At 63.8% G+C, this 15362-nt stretch carries 13 protein-coding genes; 6 read left to right on the forward strand and 7 right to left on the reverse strand.

Annotation, left to right across the window (positions count from 1 at the left end; translation table 11 throughout):
- The first annotated feature begins 221 nt into the window (after positions 1 to 221).
- Positions 222 to 1514 (forward strand): glycine-betaine demethylase subunit GbcA, encoded by a 1293-nt coding sequence (gbcA, locus tag ABOA88_RS14455; protein WP_043211087.1) that lies wholly within the window; start codon positions 222 to 224, stop codon positions 1512 to 1514.
- 769 nt (positions 1515 to 2283) lie between these two features.
- On the opposite strand, the gene etfB is transcribed toward gbcA, so the two are convergent.
- The 6 genes from etfB to ABOA88_RS14485 all read right to left on the reverse strand — a co-directional run bounded on the left by etfB (position 2284) and on the right by ABOA88_RS14485 (position 9958).
- Positions 2284 to 3054, reverse strand: coding sequence for an electron transfer flavoprotein subunit beta (gene etfB, locus ABOA88_RS14460; RefSeq protein ID WP_043211085.1), 771 nt, complete (start codon positions 3052 to 3054; stop codon positions 2284 to 2286).
- A 10-nt stretch (positions 3055 to 3064) separates the two neighbouring features.
- Positions 3065 to 4297 (reverse strand): electron transfer flavoprotein subunit alpha, encoded by a 1233-nt coding sequence (etfA, locus tag ABOA88_RS14465; RefSeq protein ID WP_196167889.1) that lies wholly within the window; start codon positions 4295 to 4297, stop codon positions 3065 to 3067.
- Entirely contained in the window at positions 4297 to 6249 is a 1953-nt protein-coding gene (gene dgcB, locus ABOA88_RS14470; RefSeq protein ID WP_090346333.1) for a dimethylglycine demethylation protein DgcB, read from the reverse strand. The genes etfA and dgcB overlap by 1 nt, the downstream gene beginning before the upstream one ends.
- A 47-nt stretch (positions 6250 to 6296) precedes the next feature.
- Positions 6297 to 8357 carry a dimethylglycine demethylation protein DgcA gene (gene dgcA, locus ABOA88_RS14475; protein WP_043211079.1) on the reverse strand — a complete coding sequence of 687 codons (2061 nt, stop codon included), beginning with the start codon at positions 8355 to 8357 and terminating at the stop codon, positions 6297 to 6299.
- Between the two features lie 15 nt (positions 8358 to 8372).
- A complete protein-coding gene (locus tag ABOA88_RS14480) occupies positions 8373 to 8903 on the reverse strand; it encodes a DUF5943 domain-containing protein (protein ID WP_043211077.1) in 531 nt (176 codons plus the stop codon).
- A 77-nt stretch (positions 8904 to 8980) separates the two neighbouring features.
- Positions 8981 to 9958, reverse strand: a complete 978-nt coding sequence (locus ABOA88_RS14485; protein WP_043211075.1) for a dipeptidase — start codon at positions 9956 to 9958, stop codon at positions 8981 to 8983.
- A gap of 274 nt (positions 9959 to 10232) precedes the next feature.
- On the opposite strand from ABOA88_RS14485, the gene ABOA88_RS14490 reads away from it, so the two are divergent.
- A complete protein-coding gene (locus ABOA88_RS14490; protein WP_043211074.1) occupies positions 10233 to 10634 on the forward strand; it encodes a lysozyme inhibitor LprI family protein in 402 nt (133 codons plus the stop codon).
- A 129-nt stretch (positions 10635 to 10763) separates the two neighbouring features.
- On the opposite strand, the gene ABOA88_RS14495 is transcribed toward ABOA88_RS14490, so the two are convergent.
- Positions 10764 to 11708 carry a GlxA family transcriptional regulator gene (locus ABOA88_RS14495; protein ID WP_196167890.1) on the reverse strand — a complete coding sequence of 315 codons (945 nt, stop codon included), beginning with the start codon at positions 11706 to 11708 and terminating at the stop codon, positions 10764 to 10766.
- Between the two features lie 146 nt (positions 11709 to 11854).
- Here ABOA88_RS14495 and choX point away from each other — a divergent pair, with 146 nt between their 5' ends.
- The 4 genes from choX to ABOA88_RS14515 all read left to right on the forward strand — a co-directional run bounded on the left by choX (position 11855) and on the right by ABOA88_RS14515 (position 15313).
- Positions 11855 to 12799, forward strand: a complete 945-nt coding sequence (gene choX / locus ABOA88_RS14500; RefSeq protein ID WP_196167891.1) for a choline ABC transporter substrate-binding protein — start codon at positions 11855 to 11857, stop codon at positions 12797 to 12799.
- A 165-nt stretch (positions 12800 to 12964) separates the two neighbouring features.
- Positions 12965 to 13849, forward strand: coding sequence for a 3-keto-5-aminohexanoate cleavage protein (locus ABOA88_RS14505; protein WP_043211067.1), 885 nt, complete (start codon positions 12965 to 12967; stop codon positions 13847 to 13849).
- Positions 13850 to 13866: 17 nt separating this feature from the next.
- Positions 13867 to 14832 carry an L-carnitine dehydrogenase gene (locus ABOA88_RS14510; RefSeq protein WP_367850640.1) on the forward strand — a complete coding sequence of 322 codons (966 nt, stop codon included), beginning with the start codon at positions 13867 to 13869 and terminating at the stop codon, positions 14830 to 14832.
- Positions 14833 to 14842: 10 nt separating this feature from the next.
- Complete coding sequence (locus ABOA88_RS14515) at positions 14843 to 15313, forward strand: thioesterase family protein (RefSeq protein ID WP_196167893.1); 471 nt, start codon at positions 14843 to 14845, stop codon at positions 15311 to 15313.
- Positions 15314 to 15362 lie beyond the last annotated feature (49 nt).

The following is a 15362-nucleotide window of genomic DNA, read 5'->3' on the forward strand; positions in this document are numbered from 1 at the left end:
TATCAGCGACATCGGCGTGCTTATCGCGACCAGCCCCGCGCTACAAGGGCTGGCGCGTCGGAATCGGATTCGGCCATGTCGCCCGTGGATATGGTTCCTGTCGGCGGCGAACGCACACTCCACGGCAAATGAAACAGCTGTTTTTAGCAAGCAGCCTTGCGGCAAACCACAACAACGATTAGCCACTTTCGCCGGCCGCATACGGCCCTGAGGACCAAACGATGGACGTCACCGCAACCCTGAGCCTGGGCGATCCACTGGAAGCTGCACGCAAGGCCACCGCCGAGATGCTGCAGACCCGCGAGCGCACCTACTCGCTGCCCCAGCCTTTCTACACCGACGAGCGTCTGTTCCAGATCGACATGCAGGAGATTTTCCACAAGGAGTGGTTGATCGCCGGCATGACGTGCGAGATTCCAACCAAGGGCAACTTCCTGACCCTGCAGATCGGCAAGAACCCGATCATCGTTATCCGTGGCGCCGAAGGCCAGGTGCATGCGTTCCACAACGTCTGCCGTCACCGCGGTTCGCGCCTGTGCACCAGCGACAAGGGCAAGGTGGCCAAGCTGGTCTGCCCGTACCACCAGTGGACTTATGAAATCGACGGTCGCCTGCTGTTCGCCGGCACCGAGATGGGCGCCGACTTCGACATGAAGCAGTACGGCCTCAAGCCTGTGCACGTGAAGACTGCCGGTGGCTATATCTTCATCAGCCTGGCCGAAAACCCACCTGCGATCGACGAGTTCCTGGCAACGCTCGATCACTACATGGAACCGTACGACATGGAGAACACCAAGGTGGCGGTGCAGACCACCTTGATGGAAAAAGCCAACTGGAAGCTGGTGCTGGAAAACAACCGCGAGTGCTACCACTGCAACGGTTCGCACCCTGAGCTGCTCAAGACCCTGCTGGAGTGGGACGATACCAACGACCCACGCGCCGACCAGGCGTTCAAGGACCACGTCGCCGCCTCCGCTGCTGCCTGGGAAGCCGAGAAGATTCCGTACCTGCACAAGAGCCATGGCCTGCGTAACCGCATCGTGCGCATGCCGCTGCTCAAGGGCACCGTGTCCATGACCATGGACGGCAAGCAGGCGTGCAAGAAACTGATGGGCCGCATCAAGAACCCGGACCTGGGCTCGATGCGTATCCTGCACCTGCCGCACTCCTGGAACCACTGCATGGGCGACCACATGATCGTGTTCACCGTGTGGCCAATCAGCGCCCAGGAAACCATGGTCACCACCAAGTGGCTGGTGCACAAGGACGCCGTCGAAGGTGTCGACTACGACCCGGAAAACATGCGCAAGGTCTGGGACGCCACCAACGACCAGGACCGTCGTCTGGCTGAAGAGAACCAGCGCGGCATCAACTCCACTGCCTACCAGCCCGGCCCGTACTCCAAGACCTACGAGTTCGGCGTGGTCAACTTCATCGACTGGTACTCCCAGCGCGTGCTGAACAACCTGGGGGCGGAGCCAGCGCCGTACCTGAAGGAAGTCAAAGCGCAGTAAGGTATCGACGCGAAACGAAAAGAGCAGCCAGATGGCTGCTCTTTTTTTTGCTCGAATCGGGCCTACAGCGACAGCCCGGTCATGAAGAGCGATGATCAATTCTTGATCAACCTTCCCCCAGCCAAGGCCTCCCAAGGCCTGCAGCCACCGACCAACATTTTATCCACAGCCTGGCGCACAGTATTTGTGGAAACTTGGGCCGAGCAGAAGCCGGACGCTTTGATCATTATTTGACCATTTCTCTACAGGCCTTTGATTACAAGGGCTCTAGCGTTTGCCGAACACGTTGTCCACAGAGCGGCCAACAGACTTTGTGGGCAATGCTCAGGCGTGCGGCCAATGTCTGTGGATAGACCTCCAGAGCACCCGATACAAGCGTGCTGCACAGCCGTTTCGCAGCAATTGATCAATTATTGACCTAATCTCTGCAGCCCAGTCAGATCAAGGGATTGCGCCGCTGCCAAACAGATTATCCACAGAGACGCCAACAGCGATTGTGGGCAACCTCGGCCTTTTGGAGTGAAAGGGGCATGTGGAGTTGATCGGCAAGGGTGGTCAAATAATAACCAGCGCGCTGTAGCCAAGAGATGACGGGGGCTGTAGAGAGGCGCGAACACTTTATCAACAGGTTGGCAAACAGATTCGGTGTGTAAAAACCACAGGGTCGCTGACCAAGTCTGCGAAGGGCTGCAAAACAGACCGCACCACCATGAAAAAAGCCCACGTGCAGGCCATGCAACGTGGGCTTTGGCTTTTGAACAGGCAACCGCTAGCGCAGCACCCCTTCCTCCACCAGCAACTTCAGGATCGCCTCGGCGCCCTCTTGTGGAGAAACGTCCTTGAGCACCTTGCCGCCCCCACCGCTGGCCTTGGCCGTGGCGGCTTTCATGCGGTCGGCGCCGCTCTTGGCCTTGATCACCTTCAGCCGCTTGGGCCGGGGACGGGCCGGCTGCAGCTCGGCATCGGCCAGCAGTTCATCCTCGACCACCGCCACGTTGCGCGCTGCCAGCACGCCCCGGCGCGCTGGGCCAAAGGCGCTCTGGCGTGGCTTGGGCGCCGCGTTATCCACAGTTGCCAAGAGCGGCAGGCGCACCTTCAGCCGGCGCCGCTGCCCCCGTGGCAAGGCCTGCAGGACTTGCGCGGTGCCGTTGTCGATGGACTCGACCTCAGCCAGGCCCACCACCAGTGGCCAGCCCAGACGCTCGGCCAGCAAGAACGGCAACATGCCCGACCCTTCGCCGGTTTCCGCCTGGCTGCCGGTCAACACCAGTTGTGCCCCGGCGTCGCGCAGGTAATCGCCCAGCACGCCGAGCACATCGGCACCCGCCGGCTGCTCCAGCACATCCAGATGATCCAGGCCCATGCCCAGGTATGCGCGCAGCGCTTCCTCGCGAGGATCGCCGGCATGCACCACCTGCAAGTTATCCCCAGCCAGCTGCAAACCCAGCTCGACGGCACGGGAGTCCTGCTCGGCACGACGGGTGCGGCCGGAGCTGGGGTGAGCGCCGATGGAGACCAGGCTGATGACTTTCGTACTCATGCTCGTGCCCTTATGCCGCGTCGCGCTGGCCGGCGCTGCGGTAGTTGTCCACAGCCTCGATCAACGCCTGGAGAATCGCCGAACTGTCGCCAATCACCGACAGGTCCGCCCGTTTGATCATGTCGCAGCCAGGGTCCATGTTCACCGCCACCACCTTGTCGCAGGCGCCGATGCCCTGCAGGTGCTGGATCGCCCCGGAGATACCCACAGCCACGTAGACCCGCGCCGTGACCCAGGTACCGGTGGCGCCCACCTGGCGGTTGCGGGGCATGAAACCATCGTCCACCGCCACCCGCGAAGCACCTTCGGTAGCCCCGAGGGCGGCTGTCGCCTTGTGGAAAAGATCCCAATCCTTGACGCCGTTGCCGCCGGAGACGATGAACTCCGATTCGGCCATGGCGATGGCCGCAGGATCCACCGCCACCGGGCCCAGGTCTTCGATACGCGACAGGCTGCGCGCCACGCTTGTGGACAACTCCACCGGCAGTGCTTCGTGACGGGTTTCGCTGACCGGGTCGGAGCATTCGGCCGCCGCCAGGATCAGGCGCGGCAAACCGCGCTGCAGGTCCTGTTGGCCAGCCCCGGCTCGACCGATGCACTGGCCGTCCTTGACTTGCCATACCCGTGTCGCCGGGCGTTCGCCCAGCGCGGCGGCCAGGCGCCGGCCGAGCTCGCCACCACCGGTGCGGCTGTCTGGTAGCAGCCAGTGGCGCGGGGTGAACTGGTTATCCACAGCGCGCAGGCCCTGCACCAACTGCTCCGGTGCATAACCTTCGAACGCTTCGCCTTCGATGACCAGCAACCGGTCGACGCCGGCTGTGGAAAAGTTGCTTTCCTTGTGTTCGCCGAACACGATCGCCAGGACGGCGCCGTCGCTGCCGGCCAGGCTGTGGGCCAGGCCCAGCAGGTCGCGGTCGTGGCTGCCCAGGCGACCACCGACCATGTCCGGAACCACGGCGATATAGAACGCCGGCTGCGCGACCTGGTGCAGCGGCAGCTGCACCTCGGCCGCTGCAGTACGGCGACCGGCGCCGGCGGTGCCCTGCTGGGCGCCGCTGCGGTCGATGCGCTTGAGGCCATTGGGGCCGATGAAGCCGGCGGCGATCGCATGGGGGTTCTTGCGGATGAGGCCGTTGGGGCCCATCCAGCGAGTCTGTTGCGTCTGCATCGCCGCGTGCAGCGGATGCAGACGGTTACGGGCGATCCACTCGGCACGAGGGTCGCGGCGGATGATGTCGCTCATCAGTGCACCTCCGCAGGTTCACGTTTGGCCGCTTGGGATTTGGCGCTGGCAGGGGCGTCGTCCTCGATCAGCACGTCGGCGACAAGCTCGGCGATGTCCTTGATCTGCGGACGAGGTTCGACCACGCCTTCGAGCATTGCGGTGCACTGTGGGCAACCCACGGCCACCAGCTCTGCCTCGGTCGTGCGGATGTCGTCCATGCGCATGTCGGGGATACGCTGCTTGCCCGGGATGTCGGTGATCGGCGCACCGCCGCCACCGCCACAGCACCGGGAGCGGAAGCCCGAGCGTTCCATCTCGCGAACCTCGATGCCGAGGGCCTTGAGCACATCGCGCGGCGCCTCGTACTCGCCGTTGTAACGGCCCAGGTAGCACGGATCGTGATAGGTGACGCTGCCACCCTTGTGCTGGCCCAGGTTGAGCTTGTTGGCCGCGATGAGTTCGGCGATGTAGGTGCTGTGGTGCTGCACCTGGTACTCGCCGCCCAAGGCGCCGTACTCGTTCTTCAGCACATGGAAGCTGTGCGGGTCGCAGGTGACGATGCGCTGGAAGCGGTACTTGTTCAGCGTCTGGATGTTGCGCTTGGCCAGTTGCTGGAAAGTCGCCTCGTCACCCAGTCGGCGCGCCACGTCGCCGCTGTCACGCTCTTCCAGGCCGAGCACGGCGAAGTCCACGCCGGAGGCCTTGAGGACTTTGACGAAGGCCCGCAGGGTACGCTGGTTGCGCATGTCGAAGGCACCATCACCGACCCAGAACAGCACCTCGGTGCTCTTGACCTCGGACATCAGCTTGAGATTGAGGTCGGCCGCCCAGTTCATCCGACCGCCTGGGTTGAAGCCGCCAGGGTTGTCGGTGGCGATCAGGTTGTCCAGCACCTCGGCGCCCTTGTTCGGGGTCGCGCCTTTTTCCAGGGTCAGGTGACGGCGCATGTCGACGATGGCATCGACGTGCTCGATCATCATCGGGCACTCCTCGACGCAGGCGCGGCAGGTGGTGCACGACCACAGGGTCTCGGCGTCGACCAGGCCATTGACGATCGGCTGGTGCGGGTGACCGCCATGCTCACCGATCGGCTTGCCCGGATAAGGGCTGCCGGCGAACTGCGCGTCGGTGCCACCGGCAAGACCGATGACCATGTCCTGGATGAGTTTTTTCGGGTTCAGCGGCTGGCCGGCGGCGAACGCCGGGCACATGGCTTCGCACTTGCCGCACTGCACGCAGGCATCGAAGCCGAGCAGTTGGTTCCAGGTGAAGTCCACTGGTTTTTCCACGCCCAACGGCGCGTTCGGGTCTTCCAGGTCCAGCGGCTTGAGGCCGGTGGAGCGACCACCGCCGAAGCGTTCGGCGCGGCGGTGCCAGGCCAGGTGCAGGGCACCGGCGAAGGCGTGCTTCATCGGGCCGCCCCAGGTCATGCCGAAGAACAGCTCCGACACGCCCCACAGCACACCCACGCCCAGCACGGCGACCAACAGCCAACCACCGGTGCCTTCAGGCAGGATGCCGGCAACGGGCAGCGTGGCGATGAAGAAGCTCGCGGCGAACACCAGCAAGCTCTTGGGCAGGCGCATCCACGGCCCCTTGGACAGGCGCGAAGGTGGGTTCAGGCGACGCTTGAAGACGAACAGGGCGCCACAGAACATCAGCACCGTGGCGGCCAGCAAGGCATAGCCGAGGATCTTGCTCTGCAGGCCAAAGCCATGGACCAGGATCGCCAGCACGGCCGACAGCACGAAGCCGCCGGCGGTGGCCACGTGGGTCTTGGACATGTACTTGTCGCGCTCGACCACATGGTGCAGATCCACCAGGTAGCGCCGCGGCATGGCCAGCAGGCCGCCGATCAGGTTGACCTTCGACGGTCGACCACGCCGCCACATGCGCACCCGGCGCAGGGCGCCGAGCACCGCCAGGCCAAGGGCGGCGAACAGCAGGATGGGTAGAAGGGTGTTCAACATGGGAGGCTCCCACAGGGGCCGCGCTCAGTGGCGACGACTGTTAACGATCAGAAGTCCTTGCACAGGCGCAAGGCGTCGTAGATCGCCGCGTGGACGTTACGCTGGGCCACGCAGTCGCCGATGCGATACAGCAGGTAGCCCTCGCCCGGCTGGCTGAGGATCGGCTGCGGCTTGATGGCGAACAGCGCCTCGATATCGATCTGGCCCTTGTTGCGCGAACCTTCCTTCAGTGCGTAGTACAGCTGCTCGTCAGGACGCACGCCGTTTTCCACCACCACCTGGTCGACCACGCGTTCTTCCTTGGCGCCGGTGTATTCGTTCTCCAGCACCGCCACCAGCTTGTCGCCTTCGCGGTAGACCTTTTCCAGCATCATGTCGCCGGTCATGATCACTTCTTTGGGGTAGATGCTGCGGTAGTAGGTCGGGAAGGTGGTACCGCCCATCGCGACGCCCGGCTTGATGTCATCGGTGACGATCTCCACCTGGCTGCCCTTGTCGGCGATGAAGTCAGCGACCGACATACCGGTGAATTCACAGATGGTGTCGTACACCAGCACGTTCTTGCCCGGCGCAACCTTGCCGTCGAGCACATCCCAGCTGCTGACCACCAGCCCTTCGGCGGCGCCCCAGTGTTCGTTCTGCTCCAGGAACGAGTGCCCGCCCACAGCCAGCACGACCACGTCCGGACGCAGGTCCATGATGGTTTCGGCATCAGCGGCAGTGCCCAGGCGCAGGTCGACCTTCAGGCGCGCCAGCTCCAGCTGGTACCAGCGGGTGATACCGGCGATCTGGTCGCGCTGCGGTGCCTTGGCGGCGATGGTGATCTGCCCGCCGATCTGGTCCTTCTTCTCGAACAGGGTCACATCGTGGCCACGCTCGGCGGCAACGCGTGCGGCCTCCATACCGGCAGGACCGGCGCCGACCACCACCACCTTGCGCTTGGGCCCGGTGGTCTTTTCGATGATGTGCGGCACGCCCATGTATTCACGGGAGGTCGCGGCGTTCTGGATGCACAGTACGTCCAGGCCTTGGTACTGGCGGTCGATGCAGTAGTTGGCACCGACGCACTGCTTGATCTGGTCGATCTGGCCCATCTTGATCTTGGCGATCAGGTGCGGGTCGGCCATGTGGGCGCGGGTCATACCGACCATGTCCACGTAGCCGCCTTCCAGGATGCGGGTCGCCTGGTTCGGGTCCTTGATGTTCTGCGCGTGCAGCACCGGGACCTTGACCACTTCCTTGATGCCTGCCGCCAGGTGCAGGAACGGCTCCGGCGGGTAGCTCATGTTCGGGATGACGTTGGCCAGGGTGTTGTGGGTGTCGCAACCCGAGCCGACCACGCCGATGAAGTCGATCATGCCAGTGGCGTCGTAGTAGGCGGCGATCTGCTTCATGTCCTCGTGGCTCAGGCCATCGGGGTGGAATTCGTCACCACAGATACGCATGCCCACGCAGAAGTCAGGGCCTACCTCGGCACGCACGGCCTTGAGCACTTCCAGGCCGAACTTCATGCGGCCTTCGAAGGTACCGCCCCATTCGTCGGTACGCTTGTTGACCCGCGGGCTCCAGAACTGGTCGATCATGTGCTGGTGCACGGCCGACAGCTCGACGCCGTCAAGGCCACCTTCCTTCGCCCGGCGTGCGGCCTGGGCGTAGTTGCCGATCACACGCCAGATCTCCTCGACCTCGATGGTCTTGCAGGTGGCGCGGTGCACGGGTTCACGAATGCCGGACGGCGACATCAGGGTCGGCCAGTTGAAGCCGTCCCAACGCGAACGACGACCCATGTGGGTAATCTGGATCATGATCTTGGCGCCATGCTTGTGCATGGCGTCGGCCAGGTTCTGGAAGTGCGGGATGATCCGGTCGGTCGACAGGTTCACCGACGACCACCATTCCTGCGGGCTGTCGATCGCCACCACGGACGAACCGCCGCAGATGGCCAGGCCGATGCCGCCCTTGGCCTTCTCTTCGTAGTACTTGACGTAACGCTCGGTGGTCATGCCGCCGTCGGTGGCGTAGACCTCGGCGTGCGCGGTGCTGAGCACGCGGTTGCGGATGGTCAGTTTGCCGATCTGGATCGGCTGGAACATTGCTTCGAATGCCATGACGCTCTCTCCGACTTACAACGGCTTGACGATGAACAGGCCGTCGTCGTGGCCTTCTTCCGAACCACCGTAGACCTGCTCGGCCACGGTCCGAATGGAGCTGCCGCGCGCGGCGAGAATCTGGTCCATGGCGCCAGCGAACCAGCCGGTGAACATGTAGTCGACCTTGCGGCCGCACTTGCCATAGACGTAGACGAAAGCCGAGTGCTTGAGCTTGACGCTGCAGGTGCCTTTATCCAGGTCGATGTCCTGGATCTCGAACAGGCCCCAGCCACGCTGGGACAGGCGCTTCATGTAGTGCTCGAACACCGCGACGCCTTCCAGGCCATGGCACTCAGCCTCTTTTTCGCACCAGTGCCAGGCGGACTTGTAGCCGGCCTTGTAGAGGATCTCGGCGTAGGCGTCAGCGCCCAGCACTTCCTCGATGCCGATGTGGTTGTTGACGAAGAAATGACGCGGTACATACAGCATCGGCAGGGCGTCGGTGGTCCAGACACCGGTCTCGGTATCGACTTCGATTGGCAATTGCGGGGCGATCTTGGCCATGGAAACTCAACTCCATCAAAATTTTTATTGGGTTGCCCCGACGTTGCTGGCCGGGGCTTTCAGGCTTGGAGAGCGGCTTACTCGCCCCAGACGTCTTTCAATACGTTGACCCAGTTCTCACCCATGATCTTGCGCACCACACGCTCGGAGTGGCCGCGCTTGAGCAAGGTCTCGGTGAGGTTCGGGAATTCACCGACAGTGCGAATCCCCAGCGGGTTGATGATCTTGCCGAAGTTGGTCAGGCGACGGGCGTAACCCTTGTCGTGGGTCAGGTACTCGAAGAACTCCTGGCCGTGGCCCTGGGTGAAGTCGGTACCGATACCGATGGCGTCTTCACCGACGATGTTCATGGTGTATTCAATCGCCTCGGCGTAGTCGTCGATGGTCGAGTCGATGCCTTTGGCCAGGAACGGCGCGAACATGGTCACGCCCACGAAACCACCGTGGTCGGCGATGAACTTCAGTTCTTCGTCGGACTTGTTGCGCGGGTGCTCTTTGAGGCCCGAAGGCAGGCAGTGGGAGTAGCAGACCGGCTTCTTCGACTCGAGGATGACTTCCTCGCTGGTCTTGGAGCCGACGTGGGAGAGGTCGCACATGATGCCGACGCGGTTCATCTCGGCGACGATCTCGCGACCGAAGCCCGACAGGCCACCATCACGCTCGTAGCAGCCGGTACCTACCAGGTTCTGGGTGTTGTAGCACATCTGCACGATGCCCACGCCCAGTTGCTTGAACACATCGACGTAGGCGATCTGGTCTTCGAACGCATGGGCGTTCTGGAAGCCGAACAGGATGCCGGTCTTACCCAGCTCCTTGGCCTTGCGGATATCGGCGGTGGTGCGCACCGGCATGACCAGGTCGCTGTTCTCGCGGATCAGCTTCTGACTGGCGGCGATATTGTCGACGGTCGCCTTGAAGCCTTCCCAGACCGATACCGTGCAGTTGGCCGCGGTGAGGCCACCTTTGCGCATGTCCTCGAACAGTTCGCGGTTCCACTTGGCAATGATCAGACCGTCGATGACGATGCTGTCGGCGTGCAGTTCGGCTGGGCTCATCAGGCTGTCCCCTTTTATAGAGTTCGCTTGCGCCAAACCTTGTGCCGGCGCTTTGGGGCCAGCATATGCCTGCGGCCCGAGGCGCCCCGATGCAAAAACGACAGGGGGTTTGCCGAAAGCGTCAAGACGTCAAAAGGCCCCCTCTGCCTCGGGATTTGGCGATGAGAGCGAGTCTCGATAAGCGCCTTCATGAACTTTTCTTCAGGGATCTACCGAAGCGCTTCGCGCTGAGCGAGAATCCCAGCGATTCGTCAGCCTGTTGAGGAGAAAACGGATGAAATCAATGGCATGGCTGGCCCTGGTGGCCGTCGCCCTGGGCGCCCAGGCGAGCGAGGAAGACAGCACGCCCTGCGACAACGTCGAGACCGACGCGCAGAACTACGCCTGTGCTGCCTACAACAAGCAGACCGCCGAGCGGGAGCTCAAATCGGCCTTTGACGATCTCATCCAGCGCATTACCGACCAGTACCCGGACGAAAACGACAAGGTCCAGCAACTGACCGCCCGCCTGCAGGCGGCCGAAACCCTGTGGACCCAATTGCGTGACGCCGACTGCAAGGTCGAGACCTTTGCCGAGAAGCCCGGCAGCAAGGCCTTCGAGGCAGCCTGGAACACCTGCGTGGCCCAGCGCAGCGATGATCGCTCCGAGTACTTGCAGTCCATCGGGCAGCAGTGATCCCGCAGCCGCGGCGCGGCCCATCGCAGGCTTCGCCAGCGCCTACAGTGTTCGGTGTCGTACTGGGAGCTGGCGGAGCCTGCGATGGGCTGCAAGGCAGCCCCTGGGCTGAGCGGTCACCCCCCGAGATCAAGTCACCTTGACCAACCGATCCTCCCGCGGACATCGCTCGAACCGCGCCCGATAGCAGCGGGTGAAATACGACGCCGATTCGAACCCACAGGCGATGCTCACCTCCAGCACGCTCATGTCGGTCTGGCGCAACAGCTGCCTGGCCTTGTCCAGGCGCAGTCGCAAATAGAAACCACTGGGCGTGTCGTCCAGGTGCAGGCGGAACAGTCGCTCCAGCTGACGCCGGGTGATCTGCACGGCATCGGCCAGCACCTCGGTATTGAGCGGCTGCTCGGTGTTGCGCTCCATCTCGCCGATCACCCGCACCAGCTTCTTGTTGTTGATGCCGTAGCGCGACGCGATCTGCATGCGCTGGTGATCCTGTCGCGGACGGATACGTCCGAGCACGAATTGCTCCGACACCTGCACCGCCAGTTCGCTGCCATGGGTCTGGGCGATCAGGTCGAGCATCAGGTCGATGGACGCGGTGCCGCCGGCGCAGGTGATGCGTCGTCGATCGATCTCGAACAGCTCCTGGGTGGCCTGCAACCTGGGATAGCGCTCCTTGAAAGCTTCCAACGCCTCCCAATGCACGGTCGCCCGGTGCCCATCGAGCAGCCCGGCTTCGGCCAGCACCATCGCCCCGGTATCGATGCCACCCAGCAACACGCCTTCATGATCCAGGCGCCGCAGCACCTGGTGCAATTGCACACCATAGCAGGCCAACGGTTCGAAGCCGGCCACGATCAGCAGCATGCGCGCCGCCTCCCCCTCCCCCAGCACGCCATCGGCGTTCACCGACATGCCGTTGCTGGCCTGCACCGCACCGCCATCGAGGCTCAACACGCGCCAGCGGTACAGCGGGCCGCGGAAGCGGTTGGCCACGCGCAGTGGCTCCAGGGCACTGATGAAGCCCATCGCCGAAAAGCCGGGCAACAGCAGAAAGTGAATGATTTCAGACATTGCGTGCTCCACGGGAAAAGTGGTCGCTTCCGTGCAACTCTTGGTCGTCAGAGTGCGAATTTCCACCCCGCCACCAGCGTAGCGTGTTCACACGGCCCGCAGAGGCCGGCCCCAATAACAATATGCACTGCCGTTGGAGAGCCACCATGCACAGCTTCATCCGCCGCAGCTTGTTGTCCCTCGCGTTGAGCAGCACCCTCGCCACTCCCCTCCTGGCCGCCGAGCCCGCCACCTGCCAAGACGTGCGCCTTGGCGTGGTCAACTGGACCGACGTCATCGCCACCAGCGCCATGGCCCAGGTCCTGCTCGACGGGTTGGGTTACCAGACCAAACAGACCAGCGCGTCCCAGCAGATCATCTTCGCCGGTATCCGCGACAAGCGCCTGGACATGTTCCTGGGCTACTGGAACCCGATCATGACCCAGACCATCACACCGTTCGTCCAGGCCGGACAGGTCAAGGTCCTCGACAAGCCCAGCCTGGAAGATGCGCGGGCCACCCTGGCGGTACCGAAATACCTGGCCGACAAGGGCCTGAAGACGTTCGCCGACATCCACAAGTTCGAGAAGGAGCTGGGCGGCAAGATCTACGGCATCGAGCCCGGCTCCGGTGCCAACACCCAGATCAAGGCGATGATCGCCAAGAACCAGTTTGGCCTGGGCAAGTTCCAGCTGGTCGAGTCCAGCGAGGCCGGCATGCTCGCCGCCGTCGACCGCGCCGTGCGGCGCAAGCAGGCGGTGGTGTTCTTCGGCTGGGCGCCGCACCCGATGAACGTGAACCTCGACATGGTCTACCTGGGCGGCAGCCAGGACGCCCTGGGCCCTGACGAAGGCCGCGCCACGGTCTGGACCGTCACCGCGCCCGACTACGCCGAGCGCTGCCCCAACGCCCATCGTCTGCTGGCCAACCTGAGCTTCAGCGCCGAGGACGAGAGCCGCATGATGCAGCCGCTGCTCGATCACAAGGACCCGCTGGAATCTGCCCGCCAGTGGCTCAAGGACCACCCCGAGGACAAGGCACGCTGGCTCGAAGGCGTGACCACCTTCGACGGCAAGCCGGCGGCTGAGAACCTCAACCTCAGCGCCAACTGACTCTACCGGTTCGCGGGTAACCCGCTCCCACACAACACACGATGCTGCGCCTGTGGAAGCGAGGTTGCCCCACGCCCCCAGGACTCACGCAGGCCCAATGGGAGCGGGCCCACCCGCGAAAACCACACCACCGACCTAACAGACATACCCTGAAGGATCCGCGCCATGAACCATGACGTCATCATCACCTGTGCACTGACCGGCGCCGGCGACACCGTCGCCAAGAGCCACCTTGTCCCGGTCACACCCAAGCAGATCGCCGAGTCGGCCATCGAAGCCGCCAAGGCCGGCGCCACCGTGGTCCACTGCCACGTCCGCGATCCACAGACCGGCCGCTTCAGCCGCGACGTGGCGTTGTACCGCGAAGTGATGGAGCGCATTCGTGAAGCCGACGTGGACGTGATCGTCAACCTCACCGCCGGCATGGGTGGCGACCTCGAGATCGGCCCTGGCGAAAAGCCCATGGAGTTCGGCCCAGGCACCGACCTGATCGGCCCGCTGGAGCGCCTGGCGCACGTCGAGGCCCTGCTGCCGGAGATCTGCACCCTGGACTGCGGGACGCTCAACTTCGGCGATGGCAACGCCATCTACGTCTCGACCCCGAGCCAACTGCGTGCCGGCGCCAAGCGCATCACCGAACTGGGCGTGAAAGCCGAGCTCGAAATCTTCGACACCGGCCACCTGTGGTTCGCCAAGCAGATGATGAAAGAAGGCCTGCTGGACGATCCGCTGTTCCAGCTGTGCCTGGGCATCCCATGGGGCGCGCCAGCCGACACCACCACCATGAAGGCCATGGTCGACAACCTGCCCGCCGGCGTGACCTGGGCCGGTTTCGGTATCGGCCGCATGCAGATGCCGATGGCGGCCCAGGCTGTGCTGCTCGGCGGCAACGTGCGGGTCGGCCTGGAAGACAACCTCTATCTGGACCGTGGCGTGCTGGCCAGCAACGGCCAGTTGGTCGAGCGCGCGGTGGAGATCATCACCCGCATGGGCGCTCGCGTCCTGACCCCGGCCGAAGGCCGCGAAAAAATGAACCTCAAGCGCCGCTGAGCCCCCGGAGAATCGCCATGACCTTCATCACCGAGATCAAGACCTTCGCCGCCCTCGGTAGCGGCGTGATCGGCAGCGGCTGGGTTGCCCGCGCCCTGGCCCACGGCCTGGACGTGATCGCCTGGGACCCAGCCCCAGGCGCCGAGCAGGCCTTGCGCAAACGTATCGCCAATGCCTGGCCAGCCTTGGAAAAACAAGGCCTGGCGCCAGGCGCCTCACAAGATCGCCTACGGTTCGTGGCCACCATCGAGGAATGCGTGCGCGACGCCGACTTCATCCAGGAAAGCGCCCCGGAGCGCCTGGACCTGAAGCTCGACCTGCACGCCAAGATCAGCGCCGCGGCCAAGCCCAATGCGATCATCGGCTCCAGCACCTCGGGCCTGCTGCCCAGCGAGTTCTATGAGTCCGCCACACACCCCGAGCGCTGCGTGGTGGGCCACCCGTTCAATCCGGTGTACCTGCTGCCCTTGGTGGAAATCGTCGGCGGCCAGCACACCGCCCCCGAAGCCATCGAGGCGGCCAAGACCATCTACACCGCCTTGGGCATGCGCCCGCTGCATGTGCGCAAGGAGGTTCCGGGCTTCATTGCCGACCGACTGCTTGAAGCGCTGTGGCGAGAGGCTCTGCACTTGGTCAACGACGGAGTGGCCAGCACCGGCGAGATCGACGATGCGATCCGCTTTGGCGCAGGCCTTCGCTGGTCGTTCATGGGCACCTTCCTCACCTACACCCTGGCCGGGGGCGACGCAGGCATGCGTCACTTCATGGCGCAGTTCGGCCCGGCGCTCAAGCTGCCCTGGACCTACCTGCCGGCACCGGAGCTGACCGACAAGCTGATCGACGATGTGGTCGAGGGCACCTCGGAGCAACTGGGTGATCGCAGCATCGCCGCGCTGGAACGCTACCGGGATGACACCCTGCTGGCGGTGCTGGACGCCGTGAAGAACAGCAAGGCAACCCACGGCCTGGCCTTCGGCGATTGAGGAAACGGCAATGCCCGCACTGATCACCTACCGCACCCCAGTCCAGGAGGACTGGGTCGACTACAACGGACACCTGCGCGATGCCTATTACCTGCTGATCTTCAGCTACGCCACCGATGCGCTGATGGAGCGCATCGGCCTGGATGCCGACAGCCGCGGGCAAAGCGGCAATTCGCTGTTCACCCTGGAAGCGCACATCAACTACCTGCACGAAGTGAAGCTGGGCACCGAGGTGTGGGTGCAGACGCAGATCATCGGTTTCGATCGCAAGCGCCTGCACGTGTATCACAGCCTGCACCGGGCAGGGTTCGACGAGGCCCTGGCGGCCAGCGAACAGATGCTGCTGCACGTGGACCTGGCGGGGCCGAAGTCGGCACCGTTCAGTGAACGCAGCGCAGGCCTGCTTCAGGGGTTGGAGGATGAGCAACGGGACCTGCCGGCGGCAGCGTTTGTCGGGCGGGTGATGCGACTGCCTGGCTGAAACACGGCCCTTGGGGGCTACTGCACACCCTATCGGGGGGGGGAGGAAG

This window comes from Pseudomonas sp. PKS, from assembly GCF_051913525.1.
GTDB lineage: Bacteria > Pseudomonadota > Gammaproteobacteria > Pseudomonadales > Pseudomonadaceae > Aquipseudomonas > Aquipseudomonas guariconensis_D.